The organism is Streptomyces sp. MMCC 100, from assembly GCF_041538145.2.
In the GTDB taxonomy this organism is placed as follows: Bacteria; Actinomycetota; Actinomycetes; order Streptomycetales; family Streptomycetaceae; genus Streptomyces.
On the sequence record NZ_JBGORK020000001.1, the window covers coordinates 7,317,954 to 7,336,840 of the forward strand.

At 70.6% G+C, this 18,887-nt stretch carries 18 protein-coding genes; 8 read left to right on the plus strand and 10 right to left on the minus strand.

All coding sequences use genetic code 11. From position 1 onward, the window contains the following. Positions 1–97: 97 nt before the first annotated feature. Both ABS735_RS33870 and ABS735_RS33875 read left to right on the plus strand, forming a co-directional pair. Positions 98–613, plus strand: coding sequence for a GNAT family N-acetyltransferase (locus ABS735_RS33870; protein WP_373901348.1), 516 nt, complete (start codon positions 98–100; stop codon positions 611–613). Between the two features lie 94 nt (positions 614–707). Continuing rightward, positions 708–1,061 (plus strand): PASTA domain-containing protein, encoded by a 354-nt coding sequence (locus ABS735_RS33875; protein ID WP_373901347.1) that lies wholly within the window; start codon positions 708–710, stop codon positions 1,059–1,061. On the opposite strand, the gene ABS735_RS33880 is transcribed toward ABS735_RS33875, so the two are convergent. The 4 genes from ABS735_RS33880 to ABS735_RS33895 are packed head-to-tail and all read right to left on the minus strand — an operon-like array spanning position 1,048 to position 5,607. Continuing rightward, positions 1,048–1,743 carry a demethylmenaquinone methyltransferase gene (locus ABS735_RS33880; protein WP_373901346.1) on the minus strand — a complete coding sequence of 232 codons (696 nt, stop codon included), beginning with the start codon at positions 1,741–1,743 and terminating at the stop codon, positions 1,048–1,050. The genes ABS735_RS33875 and ABS735_RS33880 overlap by 14 nt on opposite strands. A 43-nt stretch (positions 1,744–1,786) precedes the next feature. Beyond that, on the minus strand, positions 1,787–2,923 hold the full coding sequence (locus tag ABS735_RS33885; RefSeq protein ID WP_373901345.1) for an acyltransferase family protein: 1,137 nt from the start codon (positions 2,921–2,923) through the stop codon (positions 1,787–1,789). After that, a complete protein-coding gene (locus ABS735_RS33890) occupies positions 2,923–5,175 on the minus strand; it encodes a bifunctional polysaccharide deacetylase/glycosyltransferase family 2 protein (protein WP_373901344.1) in 2,253 nt (750 codons plus the stop codon). The genes ABS735_RS33885 and ABS735_RS33890 overlap by 1 nt, the downstream gene beginning before the upstream one ends. A gap of 18 nt (positions 5,176–5,193) precedes the next feature. Beyond that, a complete protein-coding gene (locus ABS735_RS33895; protein ID WP_373901343.1) occupies positions 5,194–5,607 on the minus strand; it encodes a hypothetical protein in 414 nt (137 codons plus the stop codon). Positions 5,608–5,800: 193 nt separating this feature from the next. Between ABS735_RS33895 and ABS735_RS33900 the strand changes: the two genes are divergently transcribed. Continuing rightward, on the plus strand, positions 5,801–6,847 hold the full coding sequence (locus tag ABS735_RS33900) for a chitinase (RefSeq protein ID WP_373901342.1): 1,047 nt from the start codon (positions 5,801–5,803) through the stop codon (positions 6,845–6,847). Positions 6,848–6,852: 5 nt separating this feature from the next. Here ABS735_RS33900 and ABS735_RS33905 read toward each other — a convergent pair whose 3' ends face one another. From ABS735_RS33905 to ABS735_RS33920, 4 genes are all read right to left on the minus strand, one after another. After that, complete coding sequence (locus tag ABS735_RS33905) at positions 6,853–7,452, minus strand: imidazolonepropionase-like domain-containing protein (RefSeq protein WP_373901341.1); 600 nt, start codon at positions 7,450–7,452, stop codon at positions 6,853–6,855. Positions 7,453–7,459: 7 nt separating this feature from the next. Next, positions 7,460–8,659, minus strand: coding sequence for a cyclic dehypoxanthinyl futalosine synthase (gene mqnC / locus ABS735_RS33910; protein WP_373901340.1), 1,200 nt, complete (start codon positions 8,657–8,659; stop codon positions 7,460–7,462). A 78-nt stretch (positions 8,660–8,737) separates the two neighbouring features. Then, positions 8,738–9,517 (minus strand): prepilin peptidase, encoded by a 780-nt coding sequence (locus ABS735_RS33915; RefSeq protein WP_373901339.1) that lies wholly within the window; start codon positions 9,515–9,517, stop codon positions 8,738–8,740. Further along, the gene (locus ABS735_RS33920) at positions 9,514–12,540 is read right to left on the minus strand and encodes a BTAD domain-containing putative transcriptional regulator (protein WP_373901338.1); all 3,027 of its coding nucleotides are present in this window, start codon (positions 12,538–12,540) and stop codon (positions 9,514–9,516) included. Before ABS735_RS33920 ends, ABS735_RS33915 begins: the two co-directional genes overlap by 4 nt. A 283-nt stretch (positions 12,541–12,823) precedes the next feature. Here ABS735_RS33920 and ABS735_RS33925 point away from each other — a divergent pair, with 283 nt between their 5' ends. Both ABS735_RS33925 and ABS735_RS33930 read left to right on the plus strand, forming a co-directional pair. Then, entirely contained in the window at positions 12,824–13,495 is a 672-nt protein-coding gene (locus ABS735_RS33925; protein WP_373901337.1) for a hypothetical protein, read from the plus strand. Further along, a complete protein-coding gene (locus tag ABS735_RS33930; RefSeq protein WP_373901336.1) occupies positions 13,483–14,598 on the plus strand; it encodes a hypothetical protein in 1,116 nt (371 codons plus the stop codon). Before ABS735_RS33925 ends, ABS735_RS33930 begins: the two co-directional genes overlap by 13 nt. On the opposite strand, the gene ABS735_RS33935 is transcribed toward ABS735_RS33930, so the two are convergent. Further along, the gene (locus tag ABS735_RS33935) at positions 14,588–15,493 is read right to left on the minus strand and encodes a hypothetical protein (RefSeq protein ID WP_373901335.1); all 906 of its coding nucleotides are present in this window, start codon (positions 15,491–15,493) and stop codon (positions 14,588–14,590) included. The genes ABS735_RS33930 and ABS735_RS33935 overlap by 11 nt on opposite strands. Before the next feature lie 33 nt (positions 15,494–15,526). After that, on the minus strand, positions 15,527–15,952 hold the full coding sequence (locus tag ABS735_RS33940) for an ATP-binding protein (protein WP_373901334.1): 426 nt from the start codon (positions 15,950–15,952) through the stop codon (positions 15,527–15,529). Positions 15,953–16,245: 293 nt separating this feature from the next. On the opposite strand from ABS735_RS33940, the gene ABS735_RS33945 reads away from it, so the two are divergent. The 3 genes from ABS735_RS33945 to ABS735_RS33955 all read left to right on the plus strand — a co-directional run bounded on the left by ABS735_RS33945 (position 16,246) and on the right by ABS735_RS33955 (position 18,861). Further along, entirely contained in the window at positions 16,246–17,019 is a 774-nt protein-coding gene (locus tag ABS735_RS33945) for a DUF5753 domain-containing protein (protein ID WP_373901333.1), read from the plus strand. Between the two features lie 8 nt (positions 17,020–17,027). Further along, positions 17,028–17,219: a DUF397 domain-containing protein gene (locus ABS735_RS33950; RefSeq protein WP_373901332.1), complete on the plus strand. Its 192-nt coding sequence runs from the start codon at positions 17,028–17,030 to the stop codon at positions 17,217–17,219. Between the two features lie 79 nt (positions 17,220–17,298). After that, the gene (locus tag ABS735_RS33955) at positions 17,299–18,861 is read left to right on the plus strand and encodes a putative T7SS-secreted protein (protein WP_373901331.1); all 1,563 of its coding nucleotides are present in this window, start codon (positions 17,299–17,301) and stop codon (positions 18,859–18,861) included. Positions 18,862–18,887 lie beyond the last annotated feature (26 nt).

Below are 18,887 nucleotides of genomic sequence, written 5' to 3' on the forward strand. Positions count from 1 at the left end.
GGCGGGATCTCCCCAAGTTCGGAATCTGCGTGCCGACCGGCACTGGTCATGGGCAGTCTATTCAGCGTCACCGATCACCCGGCTGAAGGGCTGCCCAGTGAAGCGACCTCTCCCCGCTGTACGGTTGCGCGTCCCCACCGACGAGGACGCCGTCGCCTGGCACCGGATCTTCGACGACCCGGACGTCATGGAGTTCCACGGCGGGAGGTCCGCGGAGCTGTCCGTCTACGAGGAGCTGACCGTCCGCCAGCGCCGGCACGACGCGGAGCACGGCTTCTGTCTGTGGACCATGGTCGACGAGTCGGGCCAGGTCGTAGGGTTCACCGGCGCCCAGCCCTGGCCGGGGGACTGGGGTCCCAAGGGCGAGATCGAGATCGGCTGGCGGCTCGGGCGGGCGCACTGGGGCAAGGGGTATGTCACGGCGGCCGCCCGGCAGACGCTGGAGCGGGTGCGTGACGCGGGCGTGGCGGAGGTGGTCGCGATGGTCAACGCGCGCAACACCCGGTCCATCGCGGTCACCGAGCGGCTGGGCATGCGGCTCGCCGAGGTCTTCACGACCCCGGTCTCACAGCAGGAGGGCCACTGCTACCGGCTCCCCCTGCAGAGAGCGTGACGGAGAGTAGTCGACTGTCACAGTAAGCCACTTGACGCTTCCCGGCGGTGCCCCGCGGGGCTACTCTGCCCGGTACCGCTGGGGGGTGACGTCCGTGCGCCTGGTACCCGAGAAATCCGACGTACGCGTACCGCGCCTGGTCGGCCTGATGGCCGTGGACGCGCGGGAGACGGTCCGGGAGCGGGGCCTGTCCCTGCTCGCGCCGGACCGGCCGGACCTCCACCTCGCCCTCGTCGACCACGTCGTACGCCAGTACCCGCAGCCCGGCGCGCGGGTGCCGCGGGAGTCGATGGTGTACGTGTGGTTCGACTTCGGGGAGGGCGAGGGCGGCGGAGGCATCCGCGAGCCGCGGCTGCCGGGACCGCCGCACGGCGGGCTCCGGCGGGAGCTGGCCGAGCCCGTCGAGGACACGCCGCTGCCGCGCTGCGCGACCGTCAGCTCTCCTTGAACCCCCGGTGCAGCGTCACCACGCCGCCCGTCAGGTTGCGCCACGCCACCCTGGACCAGCCGGCCTTGCCCAGCCGCTCGGCGAGCGCCGCCTGGTCGGGCCAGGCACGGATGGACTCGGCGAGGTAGACGTACGCGTCGGGGTTGGACGACACCGCGCGGGCGACCGGCGGCAGGGCGCGCATCAGGTACTCGGTGTAGACGGTGCGGAACGGCGCCCAGGTCGGGTGCGAGAACTCGCAGATGACGACCCGGCCGCCGGGCCGCGTCACCCGGTACATCTCGCGCAGCGCGGCGTCCGTGTCCTGCACGTTGCGCAGCCCGAAGGAGATGGTCACGGCGTCGAAGACGTCGTCCTTGAACGGCAGCCGGGTCGCGTCGCCCGCGGTGAACGGCAGCCACGAGTGCCGCTCCTTGCCGACCTGGAGCATGCCCTGGGAGAAGTCGCAGGGGACGACGTACGCGCCGGTGCGGGCGAAGGGCAGGGAGGAGGTCGCCGTGCCGGCCGCCAGGTCCAGGACCTTCTGCGCCGGGCGGGCGTCGACGGCCTGGGCGACCGCCTTGCGCCACGCCCGGTCCTGGCCGAGCGAGAGCACGGCGTTCGTCAGGTCGTACCGTTCCGCGACGTGGTCGAACATCGAGGCGACTTCGTGCGGCTGCTTGTTCAGGGAAGCGCGGGTCACGGGCCCATTGTTGCAGCACCTCCCCCTGTCGCCGCGGACGGGCTCACGGCAGCAGGCGGGGCCTCTTCCGCGCGGCGACGTCCTCCACCCACCCGAACAGCAGCACGAACACCGCGATCAGGACCCAGCCCACCCCCAGCAGGAACCACTGGCTCTCCAGCGGCAGGTACGCCTCGAAGGCGGGCACGTCCCAGAACCGGTCGATCAGCGGCACGGCCAGGACGAGGGCCAGCTCGTGCCAGAGGTAGACCGTCACAGCGCGGGCGTTGAGCACGGTCACCAGCCGGTCCAGCCGCCGCAGCCGGGCCAGTCCCGCGAAGTCGACCCCGAGCCGCGCCTTGGAGTACATCAGCAGCGTCACGAACCCGGCCGACCAGAAGGCCTGCGCGAACGGGATGTCGTCGAGGTCGTAGGTGCCGTACTCGGCCCGGTGCGCGAAGGCGTACCAGGCGCCGAAGGCGAGGGCCGCGAGCGACAGGACGACGACGGCGACCGGCCTGAGGCGGGCGAGCACGCCGTCGCGGTGCGCGAAGCCGAGGATCCAGCAGAAGAGGTACGTCGCCAGGTCGAGCAGTCCGGTGCCGAAGCGGTTCTCCGGCGGCTGCCACAGGAACTGGAACACCGCGATCGGCGCGAGGGACAGCAGCAGCACCGTCCGGGGCGCGACCCGGAAGACCCGCAGCAGCAGCGGGGAGAGCAGGACGAACCACAGATACGTCCTGAGGTACCAGAGGATCTCCCACGCCTGCTCGCCCCACGCGCTGCCCGGCGGGTCGCCGAGCGGCACGACCCAGTAGACGATCTGCCGGCCCGGCATCCAGCCGCGCACCAGCATCGCGCCCACCACGAACAGGCCCCAGCACCAGAAAGGCGGCAGCAGGCGGCGCAGCCGGCTCCGGACCACCGCTGCCGCGGGCCGCTGGAGCGAGCGGGCCATCAGGGTGCCGGCCAGGCCGAACATGACCCCCATGGAGGGGAAGACCAGCCCGGCCCAGGGCCAGCCGAAGGCGTGGTACGCGACGACCCGGACAAGGGCGAGGGCGCGCAGGGTGTCGAAGTAGCGGTCCCGCCCCGGCGCCGCGCCCGGGGCGGGGCCACGCCGTTCCGCCCCCTCGCCGCGCGCCCCCTCGCCGCGCACCAGCCCCTCGCCGCGCACCGCACCCTTGCGGTGCGCGCCCATCAGCCGGCCCCCGTGGTCCCGGCCGGGGTCCCCACCTCGCCCGTCCGTTTCAGCTTCTGCCAGCGCAGCCGCCCGCCGGTCAGGGCGGTGACGCAGGAGTGGATGAGGACGAGGTACATCATCTGCCGGTACGCCAGCTGCTGGAGCGGCATCATCAGCAGGTACCGATACTGCTCCCGGTCGAGCCGGAAGGCGTACGCCGCGCACACCAGCTGCACGCCCAGCACCGCGAGCCAGGCGAGGAGCGCCGCGCGGAAGTCGACGAAGAGCATCGAGTAGACGGTGAACACGTCGATGAGCGGGGCGAAGACCGGCGTGACCACCTGGAAGAGCACGACCAGCGGCATCCCGACCCGCCCGAAGCGGCCCGAGGGCCCCTTGTCCGTCAGGGACCGGCGGTGCTTCCACAGCGCCTGCATCGTGCCGTAGGACCAGCGGTAGCGCTGCGACCAGAGCTGGCCGAGCGACCCGGGCGCCTCCGTCCAGGCGCGGGCGTGCTCCTCGTAGACCACCCGCCATCCCGCGCGGTGCAGGGCGATGGTGATGTCGGTGTCCTCGGCGAGGGTGTCGTCGCTCATGCCGCCGACCTGGAGGACCGCCTCGCGCCGGAAGGCGCCGATCGCGCCGGGGATGGTCGGCATGCAGCGCAGCAGGTCGTACATGCGCCGGTCGAGGTTGAAGCCCATGACGTACTCGATGTGCTGCCAGGCGCCGATGAGGGTGCGCCGGTTGCCGACCTTGGCGTTGCCCGCGACCGCGCCGACGGACGGGTCGGCGAAGGGCTGCACCAGGTGCCGGACGGTGTCGGGCTCGAAGACGGTGTCGCCGTCCATCATCACGACGATGTCGTACCGGGCGTGCCGGACGCCGTTGTTGAGGGCGGCGGGCTTGCCCGCGTTGGCCTGCCGCACGACGCGGACGCCCGGCAGCCCCAGGGACTCGGCGATCTCCGCCGTGCCGTCCGTCGAGCCGTCGTCCACGACGATGATCTCGATCGGGTGGGTGCTGCCCGCCAGTGAGCGCAGGGTCGCCTCGATGCACTCCTTCTCGTTGTACGCCGGGACGATCACGCTCACCGGCCCGGTGACGGGCGGGCCCCAGCTGAAGCGGCGTCTGTTGCGCTGTCTGTGGTGACGGCGGGCGAGGACCAGCATCATCGCGAACCGGCCCATGACGGCCACGCCCACGATCACGAGCCCGGCCGACAGCGCCGGGACCGTCCACTCGGCCACCGCGACGGCCGCGACGAGCGCCTTGCCCTCGTAGAGGGTGGCTCCGGTGGCCTTGTGGTGGGCGGCCTGGAGGCTGTCGCCGGAACCGGTCGCGTCCGGGGCCGCGGCGGGACCGCCCGTGGGCTGCTGTTCGGCCATGACACCGCTGACCGTGGTGAAGGTGTAGCCCTTCGCCTTCATCTTCTCGATGTACTTCGGCAGCGCCTCGATCGTCTGCGACCGCTCGCCCCCGGCGTCGTGGAAGAGGACGGACGCGCCCTCGTCGTCCTCCGGCGTCGCCCACTCGACGATCTTCGAGACGCCGGGCTGCTTCCAGTCGTCGCTGTCGGTGTCGATGAAGACGCTGGTGTAGCCGTCCTCGCCCAGGCTCTCGTAGACGGGCCAGCTGTAGTTGTCGATGGCGTCCGTCTGGGAGGAGTACGGCGCCCGGAACAGCGTGGTGGTGATGCCGGCGGCGCCCGCCAGGGCGAGCTGGGTCTGCTCGATCTCGCGGGTGACGCGGGCCTGGCTCTGGTAGGAGAGGTCGACGTGGGTGAAGGTGTGGACGCCCACCTCGTTGCCCTGCTCGACCAGGTCCCGCACGATGCCCGGGTGGCGCGAGACCATCGAGCCGACCAGGAAGAACGTGCCGGGAACGTCGTACTTCTCGAGGATCTCCAGCACCTGCGGCGTCCAGGTGGGGTCCGGACCGTCGTCGAAGGTCAGCACGATCGTCTTGTCGGGGACGGAGACGGTGGTGGCCTGTCCGCCGGGGAAGGAGAGGATCGGCCCGCCGTCGAGTACGTCGTCGGGGACGTCGCTCGCCGAGGCGCCGGAGCGGACGCGCTGGTCGCCGCCGACCTCCGCGCGCAGATAGCCGTCGAGGAGCATCACGCAGGTCAGCGCGAGCAGGAGCAGCAGGGCGAGGAGGACGCGGGGGCGTTGCAGTGCGGCGGCCCGGCCGGCGGCCCGTTCCATGCGGGAGGGGGCACGGCGGCGACCCCGTGCGGGCGGGGTGGGGGGTGCGGTGGGCGTGGTCATGAGGATGGAGGCGTCCGGTCAGTCGGTGAGGGCGGCGGTGGGAGCGGTGCTGGGGACCGCGCTGGGGGAAACGGAGGGCGCGGGGCTGGGCGGGGCACCCGTGGGAGCGCCGCCGCCTTGGGGGCGCGTACCGCCGCCGGGCCCCGGCCCGCCCTCCGGTCCGCCGCCACCACCACCGCCGACGCCGAAGGGCAGCAGCGAGGACGGGTTGACCGAGATGCCGACGCCCATGAAGGCCAGGCCCAGGACGGCCGTGTAGCCGACGCACACGGCCCCGAGCAGGAGCCCGAGCCGGCGCAGCAGCCGGGCCCGGCGCCCGGTGCTGTCGACGAACACGGGCCCCTCGGCGGACCGTTTGCCGCGTTTGCGACGGCGACCGCGCGCGGCGGCAGCGGGCGCGGCGCGGGATGCGGAGGCAGGCTCGGAGTGCATGTCCCGGACATTAGGGAGACTTACCTGTCGCAACCTGGGAGGTTCTTGAGAGATCCCGGTGAAAAGGGGCCCATCCTGTCCTTTTCCTGGGAGATGGCGCCCGAAGGCGCCCTTTCCTCAGCGAAGACCCAGGCCGGCATGCCATCTTCGCTCGTCCGAACACAGACGCCGACGAGATCGGGAGCGTACGCACATGAGGGCTTACCGGAAGGCGGCGGCCGGGTGCGCCCTGTTGCTCACCCTGGCCGCGGCGGGCTGCGCCGGAGGGGACGACGCCGCCGGCACCACCGACGCGGCCCCGGCGGCACCGTCCGAGTCGTCGTCGCCGGCCCAGTCGTCGTCGCCGGCCGAGTCGTCGTCGCCGGGGACCGCCTACGCCCCCTACGTCAGCGCCACCACCGCCTCCGCCACCGACGCGGCGGGCTCCCCGGCGACGTACAACCTGGCGTTCGTCATCTCCTCCGGCGACGACTGCGTCCCGCGCTGGAACGGCGTCCAGGACATCGACGACGCCTCCGTCGCCTCCCGCGTCGAGAAGCTCAAGTCGTCCGGCGCCACCGTCCGCGTCTCCTTCGGCGGCGCCTCCGGCACGGAGCTGGCGGCGGCCTGCGACAGCGCCTCGGCACTGGCCGAGGCGTACGGCGCGGCCCTGGACGCGGCCGGTGCGACGCAGGCGGACTTCGACATCGAGGGCGACGAGCTGGCCGACGCCGAGTCCCGCGCCCTGCGTTCGGAGGCGATCGCGCTGCTCCAGGAGCAACGGGAGGGCCTGGAGGTCTCCTTCACCCTCCCGGTGATGCCCTCCGGTCTGGACACCGACGGCCTGGCGCTGCTGGCGTCCGCCAACAACCATGGCGTACAGGTCTCCACCGTCAACCTCATGACCATGAACTACGGCGAGTCCTACACCGACGACATGGGCGACTACGCCCTCACCTCGGCGAAGGCCGCCCACACCCAGCTCAAGAACGTCTTCGGCACCTCCGACGCGGACGCCTGGCGGGGCATGGCGCTCACCTCGATGCTCGGCGTCAACGACGTCGCCGGGGAGACGTTCACGCTCGCGGACGCGGCCGAGGTCCGCGCCTTCGCCGAGGAGAAGGGCATCGCGTGGGTGTCGATGTGGGCGACGTTCCGGGACCGGCAGTGCGGGGACGACGCCTCCGCACAGGACGCGCTGACCGACTGCAGCGGGGTGGAGCAGGAGAGCGGCGCGTTCGCGAAGGCGTTCGCGGGATAGCGCGCTCAGCGACGCCGGTACACGATCCGGCCCGCGACGACGGTCGCCACGCACGTGGACGCGCCGTCCCGCACGAGCGCGGCCCGGTCGGGTACGTCGAACACCGCGAACCGCGCGGGTTTCCCGGGAGCGAGCCCGGGGAGCAGCACGAGCGGCACCGGTGAGAAGGACGCGGGCCCGGGCAGACCGGCCGGACGCCCCGCCAGGGCGAGCCCCGCTCCCCGCACCGCGTCCAGCGCCGCGCGCCCCCGCAGCTCACCCGCGACGGCAACCGTTCCGTGCGCCAGCATGCGCTGTACTCCGCGGCGCGCGCTGGCGCCCCGTGCGGACGGGTTGGCGGCGAGAAGTGCGAGCGCGCGCTCCCCGAAGACCGGCTCGGTACCGAGCCGGTCCGCTTCGCGCGGGTCGGGGTGGTAGGCCTGTTCCAGCAGTTCCGGACCGTACGGGTTGAGCAGTCCGGGCGTCAGGAGTCCGGGCCACCGGCGCACCCGCGCCCGCGGGTGGTCGGCGGCCAGTGCCTCGTACGGGCCGACGGCGGCGAGATGCGCGCCGTCGACCAGGACGGCCGCCTCGGGCGAGGCTTCACAGACGTGGATCGTCAGCACGGCGGCGTCAGTTGGAGGCGAGCAGCTTCAGCTCGGGGTGGGCCGTGCCGCCCTCGATCGCCGTGGAGGAGATGTGCGAGACGACCCGCTCGTCGACCGGGTCGTTCGCCGGGTCGTCGTGCACGACGAGGTGCTCGTACGTGGTGGCCCGCTGGGCGGGCACCCGCCCCGCCTTCCGGATGAGGTCGATGATCTCCATCCGGTTGGACCGGTGCTTGGCACCGGCGGAGGAGACGACGTTCTCCTCCAGCATGATCGAGCCGAGGTCGTCCGCGCCGTAGTGCAGGGAGAGCTGGCCGACCTCCTTGCCGGTGGTCAGCCAGGAGCCCTGGATGTGGGCGACGTTGTCCATGAACAGCCGGGCGATGGCGATCATCCGCAGGTACTCGAAGAGCGTGGCCTGCGTGCGGCCCTTCAGGTGGTTGTTCTCGGGCTGGTAGGTGTACGGGATGAAGGCGCGGAAGCCGCCGGTGCGGTCCTGCACGTCCCGGATCATGCGCAGGTGCTCGATGCGCTCGGCATTGGTCTCGCCGGTGCCCATCAGCATGGTGGACGTCGACTCGACGCCCAGCCCGTGCGCGATCTCCATGATCTCCAGCCAGCGCTCGCCGGACTCCTTCAGCGGCGCGATGGCCTTGCGCGGCCGCTCGGGCAGGAGTTCCGCACCGGCACCGGCGAAGGAGTCGAGCCCGGCGGCGTGGATACGGGTGATGGCCTCCTCGACCGAGACACCCGAGATCCGCGCCATGTGCTCGACCTCGCTCGCCCCCAGGCTGTGGATGACGAGCTCGGGGAACTCCTTCTTGATGGCGGCGAAGTGCTTCTCGTAGTACTCGACGCCGTAGTCCGGGTGGTGGCCGCCCTGGAACATGATCTGCGTGCCGCCCAGCTCGATCGTCTCCGCGCAGCGGCGCAGGATGTCGTCGAGGTCGCGGGTCCAGCCCTTGGCGGTGTCCTTGGGCGCGGCGTAGAAGGCGCAGAACCTGCACGCCGTGACGCACACGTTCGTGTAGTTGATGTTGCGCTCGATGATGTACGTGGCGATGTGCTCCGTACCGGCGTACTTGCGCCTGCGTACGGCGTCGGCGGCGGCGCCCAGCGCGTGCAGCGGGGCGTCGCGGTACAGGTCGAGCGCCTCTTCGGGGGTGATCCGCCCACCGGCGGCGGCGCGGTCGAGGATGGGCTGAAGGTCGGCCTTCTCGGTCACCGGCGTCCCTTTCGCAAGGTTCGTAAGGGTTGTGGACGGACCGCACCAGCGTACGCCAGGCCTCTCGCGCGCTCGTGGTCAGGCCGCGTACGCCCCGGCCAGGACGCCCAGGAAGGCGCCCGCGATGAGGAAAGGACCGAAGGGGATGGCGGTCTTGCGGTCCGCGCGCCGGGCGACGAGGAGGGCGCCGCCGTACAACGCCCCGAGCAGGAACCCGGCGAAGGTGCCCAGCATCAGCGTGGGCCAGCCGTACCAGCCGAGGGCGGCACCGGCTGTGAGGGCGAGCTTGACGTCGCCGAAGCCCATGCCGGCCGGGTTGATGAGGAACAGTACGAAGTAGCCGGCGCCGAGGGCGAGGGCGCCCAGCAGGGCGGTGGTCCACTCCCCCGCGTGCTCGGGCACGAGCGCGGTCAGGCCGAGCAGGGCGAGCGCGGCGCCGGCGAGCGGCAGGGTGAGCGGGTCGGGCAGCCGCCGTGCCTTCAGGTCGACGACGGCCAGCAGCACTCCGGCCGGCGCGAGCAGCAGCCAGACGGCGACCTCGGGCCGGGGCCCGGTGGCGGCGGCGAGGGCGGCGCAGACGAGGGCGGTGGCGACGGCCAGGGATGCGGCACGGAGGCCGTAGGAGGTGTGGCCGGCCGCGCACTGCCCGCACCTGGCCGGTCCGAGCCAGCCCCGGAGGGGGTGCTCCCGTGGGCACAGGTCCCGCCACGCCTCCCCGGAAGGCGCGGAGAACCGGTAGGCGGCACGCGGCAGCAACGCGCCCGTCGCCGCGCCCCAGAGCGCGGCGACGAGGACGACCACGAGATCGATGTCGATGGCGTGGTCGATGCCGATGTTGGTGCCGATGTTGATGCTCATCCGGCGGCGGCGACGCCCTCGCGCCAGGTCGGCAGCAACTCGTCGAGCAGCGCCTCGGTGCGCGGCGGCAGTCCGCGCGCCCCGCTGCGGTCGACAAGGTCGGCGGCGAGGGCGCGCAGCCGGTCGGGGTCGTCGGTGGTGTGCGTGGCGCGCAGCAGTTCGTGCCACAGGCGCTCGTCGGCGGGGGCGGTGCGCAGGGCCGCGTTGAGCGCCTCGATGGCCTTCTCCGCGCGGTTCTTCTCCAGGTGGAACTCGGAGAGCGCCAGCCCGGTGTCGGCGACGAGCAACGGGAGTTGGGCGTCGATGATCTCGTGCGTGAGCCAGCGGTAGCGGCCCTCGGGCCGGTCGGCGAGCAGCGGCCCGCGCACCAGCACCAGCGCGTCGGTGAGCAGCCGTCCGCGCACCTGACGGCTGTCCACGCCCCGGCCCTGCGTGGCCTCGTAGTAGAGGGAGCGCAGGACGTCGAGGTCGGAGACGACGGACTTGGCGAGGGTGAGCCGTCCGGTGGCGTCGGTGGCGAGCCGCGGCGTGCCGTCGGGGTCGGTGCCCAGCCAGGCCCGCAGCCGCTCCAGCAGCGCGTCGCGCACATCCGCCGTCACGCCGCGCGGCCACAGAGCGGAGGACAGCACACGCGGGTGGACTCCCTCGCGGTGCAGCAGGAGCAGCGCCAGCGCCTCGTGGAGCAGGGCGCTGCGCTCGCCGTCGGGCGCGTCCAGGCCCATGATCTCGTACGACCCGACGAGGCGGGCGTACACGGCGGGCCGCCCCTGTTCGCTGATGTCGACCAGGAACGGCGGGGTGTTGGCCCGCCCGGGCGCGCCCCCGGGACCGGAGCCCGGGTCGGAGTCCGGATCGGCGTCGGTGAACAGCTCGACGACGGCACGCTGCTGCGCGAGGGGCAGCAACTGGGCGTCCAGCTCGAGCCCGAGCAGCGGCGCGAGCAGCCGCCCCTCGCCGGTGATCTCCATCTCCCACGCCGCGCCGGGCAGGTCGGTGCCCCCGGTGCCGACGAGGTAGCCGATGCCGAGCCGGCCCGCGTCGGCGGCCAGCTCCGCGAGCTGCAGGGCCTCCTCGTCGGACGGCTGGGCGGCGAGCAGCACGAGGTGCGGTGCCCAACGCGTGTGCTGGGCGGGTCCGGTACGGCCGGTGAGCACCGAGTCGTGCCCGGCGGCACCGAGCGCGCCGCGCCGCTGCCGGGTCTCGGCCGACATGGTCTCGAAGAGGTCCTCGAACCCGTCGAGGTGACGGATCCGGTTCGGCGCGAGTGGAGTGAGATCGTCCCCGAACCCGACAAGGGTGATGGTCATACGGTCCGACCAACCGTTGGTGGCCAGCTCGGCGGCGACCGATGCGAACACGGCGGCCCGGTCGGCCTCGGCCCCGCTGAGGGAGACGATGCCGGGCACGGCCTCCAGGTTGAGCAGCAGCCGGGAATCGTCCATGGTGCCGAGGCTGACGAGCCCCGGGTAGGGCGCGGCGGTCTCCGCCTCCTCGTACCGCTCGGCGTCGGCGCGGGCCAGCATCCAGAAGGTCTGGTCCTGCCCCTGCTGCCAGGGCGCGGGCGGCTTCCCGGCGGGCTGGGCGAGCTGGAGGTGCAGGTCGCCGTTGCCGCTCATCCAGGCCGCGTAGACGACGGGCAGCGGGCGGGACTCCGCGGCGAGGGAGGCGGCCAGCCCGCGCAGCGACCGGTCGAGCAGGCGTACGCCCTCGGGGTCGGCGCCGACCAGCAGCGCGTCCTGCACGTCCTGGGCGTCCCCGGTCGGCGTGGGCGGCTCCATGCCGCGCCGTCCGCCGACCGCGCCGAGCGCCGACTGCCACAGCGCCTGCCGGCGCCGCCGCCCGAGGGCGCCGAGGAGACCGGCGGCGAGGAGGGGCGCGGCGAGGAGTGCCTCCGACAGCCCGAAGGAGTCCTCGGCCTGTCCGGCGGCGGGGGTGGCGTGCTCCTGCCCGGCACTGGGAGCCGGGGTCGCGGGCGTGGCCGGTGTGACGGGGTTCGCGGGCGTGGGCGCGGGCCGCTGCTCGGGCAGGGAGACCTGGACGTCGCCGCCGCCTTGGGCTCCCCCGCCGCCCTGCGCGTGATCGCCGGTCCGGGCGTAGTCGCTGATCTGCTGCTGCACCTGCTCGGAGACGTTGGGCGCCTCGTCGGGCATCTCGACCAGCTCGCCGCCGCGGGCGTCTCCGGGCATCTCCATGATCCAGCCGGGCCGGATGAGGGAGGCCTCCGACAGGCGGGACCCGTCCGGCTGCACCCGGTCCTTGTTGAGCTCGAAGATCTCCTTGTAGCGCCGCCCGTCACCGAGGTGCCGTTCGGCCACCTCCCAGAGGGAGTCGTGGTGACGGCCCTCGGGCGGCTGGATCCGGTAGTACTTCGTGTCACCGTGCGCCGCGGAGGCACCACCGTCGGCACGGGCGGCGGCCTGCCCGGCCTGACCCGCCTGCTCGGCAAGGGCGTTGGCTGTGGCGGCGGCCTGCTCCTGCTGCTGGCCGAAGAGTCCCGGCGTCTGCTGGGCCGCGGCGACGGACGGCTTCTGGTTCCCTTCCAGGCTCTGTCCGAGCTGCGACAGCCCCGGCGTGAGGCTCGCCGCGGTGGCACCGACGAGGAGGAGAGCGGCGACCAGCTGCCGGGCCAACAGCTGACTGGGCCCCGACCCCGGCACCCGCCCCGGCACGCCGACGCCGGACACCGCGGCCTTGACCTCGACGAGCACGCAGGCGGTGAACTGCGCCCAGGCGAGCCAGACGATGACGGTGAGGATGGACAGGAACGTGTGGACCGTGATCTCACGCTGGAGCCAGTCGAGGCTCGGCGCGCCCCCCGGGAGCGGCCACCCGACGGTCACGGCCAGCGCGAGGGGCACCCCGACGACCAGTCCCGCCAGCACGACGAAGGCGAGGAACGCCTTGACGAAGTCCCCGAACGACCGCCGCCGCACCCTTACCGGCTGAGGTGTCCGGTTCCTCGGAGCCGAGGGCGCCGAGGGAGCCGTCGAGCTTGAGGAGCTTGAGGTGCGGCGTCGCGGCATGGGCGGAGTCCTGGGTCGTGGTCGTGGGCGGAGGAGGCCACGAGGGCGTCCGGTATCAGGGGTGTGCTGAGCCTACCGAGATCTTATGGACTCCCACCGACGGCGGCGAAGGGGCGAGGGAGGCCCACATCACAACTTCCGCCCGCTTCACGCTGTTTGTCCGATTCTGCGAGCATTCCCTTCACACTCCGCACACAATCCCCGAAAACCGGTCAGAGGCCGTGCACGCACCGCTGGTAGCTTCGTTCCCTGTCGCACACGCCGTATCTCGGGGGGAACACCAGTGGCCCGCAGCGCCCTCACCACGACCGCCGCCACCTTCGCCGCGACGGCGGCCCTTCTCCTGACCGCGTGCGGCGGAGGCGACGACAGCACGTCGCCGGACGACATCAAGGGGGCGGGGACGGGGGCGAGCACTTCCTCACCGTCGGCTTCGGCATCGGGCGCGGCCGACGTGAAGCGTCCGGACGTGAGCCTGCCCGAGGATTTGAAGCTGGCCTTCGACTTCGAGAGGCCGTCGGACGCGGATGCCGCTGCCGCGCTGGGTGACGCCGCGAACTACATCAAAGCGCTGAATCACGGCATCACGGAGCAGGACGTCAAGGATCCTGCGTATGGCTTCTACTCGGCGGCCGGTGCCGCCCGGTACGCCGAGTCGCAGATCCAGGAGTACGTGGACGGCGGCTGGACCCTGACGGGCGAGGACCGGTACTACCAGGCGGAAACCAGCCCTGTGGGTGAGGGCGAGAAGGCGAAGTCCATCCTTGTCACGTTCTGCGAGGACCAGTCCAAGGCCTACGGCAAGGAGGTGAAGACCGGAAAGGTTCACCGCACCGAGGAGAGCCTGGCCAGTTATCAGAAGTTCAGCCTCCTCATGGCTCCTCAGGAGGACTCGCCGGTGTGGCGGGCTCAGCAGATTACCGTCGAGGGGAAGGCCACGGAATGCCGAGGCTGATCGCTGCCGGCCGCACGAAGTGGGCCGTGGCGCTTGCCGCCAGTTCCATGTTGTGGGCCGCGGGAGTGGCCCATGCCGACAAGCCGGTGGGCGGCACCACACCGACGCCGGGAGGCAGCGACAAACCACAGGGCGATGCGAACAACCGCACCCTGCTGGCCTCGGTCTCCCAGTCCAGGATTCAGGTCACCTACCCCGACGGCCGGACCGGCAGCGGATCCATGGAGGACCTGACCTCGGTCGACCCCAACTGGGAGCCGCCGGTCTGCTGGTACGAACCCGTATTCACCCCGGAGCAGCTCAAGTCCGCCGTCGCCGACCTGAAGAAGAACGGTGGCCTGGGGGCCGTGAACGCCCATGAGTTCTGGACCTCGGGCATCTTCGTGGATCACTACGAGGAGGGCGAGGAACAGGACAACTTCGACATCAACTCGTCGAAGAACACCATGGCGAAGGGCTACAAGGACTACAACCTGAGTAAGAACGGGATGTTCTGGCGCAGCGTGGTCCGCAAGGGGCACGAGCACGACACCAAGGCCTGGGACTGCGGCCGCGTCATGTTCTGGCAGGACGCCGGCACGATCCCGGACGACGAACACGCCCCCACTCCCGAAACGCTCGCCGCCTACGCGTACGACCAGATCGACGTACCGAAGACCGAGGTCGAGCTGAAGCCGGAAGCGAAGTCCACGGTGAACCTGCCGACCTGGGTCTGGCTGGACAAGGGCACCTTCAAGGAGGTCAAGGTCGGGGCCGAGCTGCCGGGCACCGGATTGTGGGCGGAGACAACCGCCAAGCCCGTCGCCCTCCACCTGGAACCCGGCACGGACGACGCCGAGACCTTCCCCGCCTCCGGCGACTGCGAGATCAACGCCGACGGCTCCATCGGTACGCCGTACACGAAGGGCAAGGCCGACCAGACCCCGCCCTGCGGCATCCGCTACCTGCGCGCGTCGAACGGCGAGCCATACCAGCTGAAGGCCTCGATCACCTGGGAGATCTCCTGGGAGGGCACCGGCGGAGCCCAGGGCGACCTGCCGGACGGCACCTTCGAGACCACGCAGGACATGGAAGTCCAGGAGATCCAGTCCATCAACCGCTGAAGAGATCCTCGGCCCGCTCGGCGGTCACCGCACGGCGGGCCCAGACCTCAAGTTGACCCAGGTCCGAACAGGCCAGCACCCGCTCACGCACGGCCTCGGAAACCGGAATGTCCCGCCACTCCAGAATCCGGAGGGTCATCCCGGCCCGATCCTCAAGCCGGCCCTCTTCACGGCCCTCTTCACGGCCCTCCACGCGGCCTTCCTCACGGACCTGCTCGGCCACCGGGTTGTTGAAGAAGTAGCGGATCTCCGACATCAGGTCCCTCCAGATCTCCTTGGCCCGGGAATCGGCCAGGCATGACTCGATGAGCTGTCCGAACACCGCGGCGCTGTCGCCGTCGACGGTCCGCAGAGCGAAAGCCAACGGTTCCAGTATGGCGGCGGCCCGTGCGCCCCGCCCGTGTGTCATGGCCGACAGAACGGCAAGCGGGACGTCCCTCTCCGCCTCCCGCTCACTCGCGATCACCGGCACGTTCTCCGGGCCGATCACCAACGGTCGCACCGTCAGCGATTCCCAACCGGGCAACCCGCGCCGGCTGGGCTGCGCAGCCCAGCGTGCCGTCGTGCTGTTCTGCGTGATCACGACGAGTACCGGCTCACAGCGGTACTTCTCGTACAGGTACGCGAGGTAGTACGGCCAGCTGCCCCGCTTCCTCTCGTCCTGCTTCCCCTGCGCCTCGACGACGAGGAGGTAGGCCCCTTCGTCCGTCTCCACCCGCATCAGCGTGTCCACGCGCCGTTCGACGGGCTCGATCTCCGTGACGTCGGCGTTCAGGACCGCGAAGGCACGCGGCTCCGGAAAGGGAACGCGCAGCACCTTCTGAAACGCCCGGGTCAGCAGCGCCGGGTCCTTCTGAAAGACCCGGTGCAGCGCTTCGTGCGACGAGCCGACCATCAGCTCTCCCTCCTGTACGACGTGATCAACGCCCTACGCCGCGACAAGGTCACGCCACACGTACTTCCCCCGGTTCCCGCCCCTGGCCAGCGGTTGCCACCCCCACCAGTCCGCGCACGCCCGCACGAGCGCGAGGCCCCGCCCCTCCTCCGCGTCCGTGAGCGCGTCCAGGTTCCCGGGCGGCTCCGGCGGTCCCGGGTCGGCGTCCCACGCCCCGACCCGCAGAACACCGCCGGCCCACCGCACGCGCAACGCGGCGGGCCCCTTGGTGTGCCGTACGGCGTTGGAGACCAGCTCGGTCGCGAGCAGCTCGGTGGTGTCCACGAGGCGGATGAGGCCGTGCATGGTGAGGATGAGACGAAGAGTGCGGCGACAGATGGTCACCGCACGCGGGTCGTTGGGGATGTAGAGGGTGTACTCCCAGGGGGCCGCAGGATCGACAGGCTCGTTCTCGGGCATGAGTGAACCCCGTTCGTCGGTCGGATGGTTGGCCGGTGGCTTCGCCGCTCACCAAGACATGATGAAAAGGTGCACTTCCGACACTCGTTGACATCACACAGTGCGCGTTACGTCACCGACGGTATTTCCTAGTTTTAGGAAACTGCAAGCACCTGCCGTATTCTGACCCCCGAACGAGCTACGCAGCGCGAGCAGTTGAGATCAGGAGGCGTTGGTTGCCGCCGAAGAGACACCTCACGGCCCGCAGGGTGCGGTTGGGGTCTGAGCTGCGCAAACTGCGCGAGTCAATGGGCATGAAGTCCAAGGAGGCCGCCGAACTGCTCGGCGCCGACTCGGTCCAGATGAGCCAGATCGAGTCTGGGGTCGCCGGAGTTAGCGCCAACCGCGTACGCCGTCTCGCGGCCCATTACGCCTGCACGGACGAAGGGCTGATCGAGGCACTGGTGTCCATGGCCACCGACCGCACGCGTGGCTGGTGGGAGGAGTACCGGGGTGTACTGCCTTCGGTGTTCCTGGACACCGCCGAGGTGGAACATCACGCGACAGCCCTGCGCGAGATCGTGATCACCCACGTCCCGGGACTTCTCCAGACCACTGACTACGCTCGTGCGGTGTACACGTACATGATGCCGGGACTGCCCGACAGCGAGCTGACGCCGCGAGTCGAACACCGTATGCGGCGGCGCTGCGTGATCGAGGGGGCCGACCCGACGCCGTACGAGACGATCATTCACGAGTTCGCGCTCAGGGTTCGTGTTGCCGACCGTGCCGTGGCTCAGGCTCAGCTTCGCCAGATCCTGGCGCAGAGCGAGGACGGTCACGCGACCGTCCGCGTGATCCCCGCCGACCAAGACGGCTTCGCCGGCGCCGAAGCTTCGATGATGCAGGCATGCGGCCCTGTGCCCCAGTTGGACACGGTGCTCCGGGACTCGCCCACAGGCACTGCGTTCATCGATGCGGAACCTCAACTGAACCAGCTTCGAACACTGTTCCGTAAGGTGGAGAAGGCGTCGCTGAGCCCGGCGGCGTCCCGTGATTTCATCCACCGTTTGACGAAGGAACTGTGAGGCGAGCAGTGACCGAGACGCTGCGCTGGCGGAAGTCGTCGTTCTCCGGCGGCGGCGACGGCAACACCTGCGTGGAGATCGCAGCCCTGTGCACGCGCGTGGCGATACGCGACTCGAAGGCACCCTCCCAGGGCACGCTCACCATCCCCGTCGGCTCTTTCGGCGCCCTCATACAGAGCCTCAAGAGGACCACTGTCTGACCGGTCGCACGGTCGGATGCGATAAATTCGGACGCGCGTTCAAAAGCGAGGGCATCGCACGTGCACGGGGGAGAACACGGTGACGCACAGGCCGGCGGACTGGCACGTACTCGACCTGGACAAGGACCCGACGCCGGGCGACCCTGACCGCATTCGCAAACTCGCCGGTACCCTGCACGACTTCGCCGACGACGTGTCCGACGTCCTCCGCGACCTCAAGGGCATCGCCAAGGAAGAGGAGATCCTCTCCTGGGCGGGCAAGACGGCGGAGGTGTTCGCCGAGGAGTTCGAGGACGCCCCGAAGAAGCTGCGCAAGCTGAAGAAGTCGTACAACCTGGCCGGCGACGCGCTGGCCACCTTCTGGCCCGATCTCCAGGATGCCCAGGAGAAGGCCGACAAGGCGCTGCGCGACGGCCGCAAGGCCCGTGAGGAGCTCACCACCGCGCAGACCGCACTGACCGGTGCCGAAGACTGGGTGCGCAGGGCAACCGAGAAGACCGACTCGTACGACCCTGCAAAGAACGGCGGCAAGGACGTCCCCAAGCCCGACGAGGCCGACGTCCGCCGCGCCACCCGTGACGCCCAGCACGCGAAGGCCCGGCAGGCGGCGGCCGAGCGGAACGTGGCGAGTGCCCAGAGTGCCCTCGACGCGGCCAAAAAGCTCGCCGGTCAGGCGAAGGGCCTGCGCGAGGAGGCCGCTCGCCGGACGGTGACCAAGCTCCGGGAAGCCTCCGACGCCGGCATCCCGAACCGGCACTGGTGGGAGGAGATCGGCGACTGGGTCTCCGACCACTGGGACGAGATCGTCACCATATGCAAGTGGGTCGTGACGATCGTCGGCATCATCGTGATGATCGTGGGCGGCCCGCTGGGCTGGCTGGTATTCGCCGCAGCCCTTGTGGTGATGGCCGACACGATAAGAAAGGTCATCAAGGGAGAAGCCGGCTGGGGAGATCTCCTATGGGCGGCGCTGGACTGCATACCCGCGACCAAGGGCTTCACCAGCCTCGCCAAGCTCGGCAAGCTGTGGAAGGCGGGCGGGCTGAGGGCGCTCGGTACAGGGATCATGGGCGGTATCGGCGGGGGCCTGAAGGGGCTTGCCGGCGGCATCCGATCCGGGTCGGCCAACATTGTCTCGGTCGTAAAGGGGCTCGCGTCCCGTGGTAAAAGGCCACTCTCCCTCAAGGTCACGCCCTTCAAGGATGGTCGCCCTGGCATGCTCGTTTTCGCTCCGGGAGATCGTCTCCTCAAAAGCATGAACCGGGTAAAAAACAATGGCACCTTCGACGTGGGGATGCATGGGTCTCCTACTTCGGTGGGCTACCAGGTGAAGGAGGGTGCCGCCCACCTGGCCGAGAACTGGCACAGCTTCAACCATCGCGAGATTGCGTCGCTGATGCGGGCGCATGGGTGGAACGGAGAACCTGTTAGACTCCTGTCCTGCCAAACCGGCATGAAAGCAGACGGTTTCGCACAGAACCTGGCAAACACTCTCGGCGTAAAAGTCGAGGCCCCTAATGACTTCCTTTGGGTTTGGCCTCACGGCAGGACGGCTGTAGCACCGTTCAACGATGCCGGGACTTATATGCACCCGACACTTCGCGGCGCGTTCGAAACCTTCTACCCGAATGGGGGAGCTTAGAGAAATGACTAGGGTTCCTGTACCTC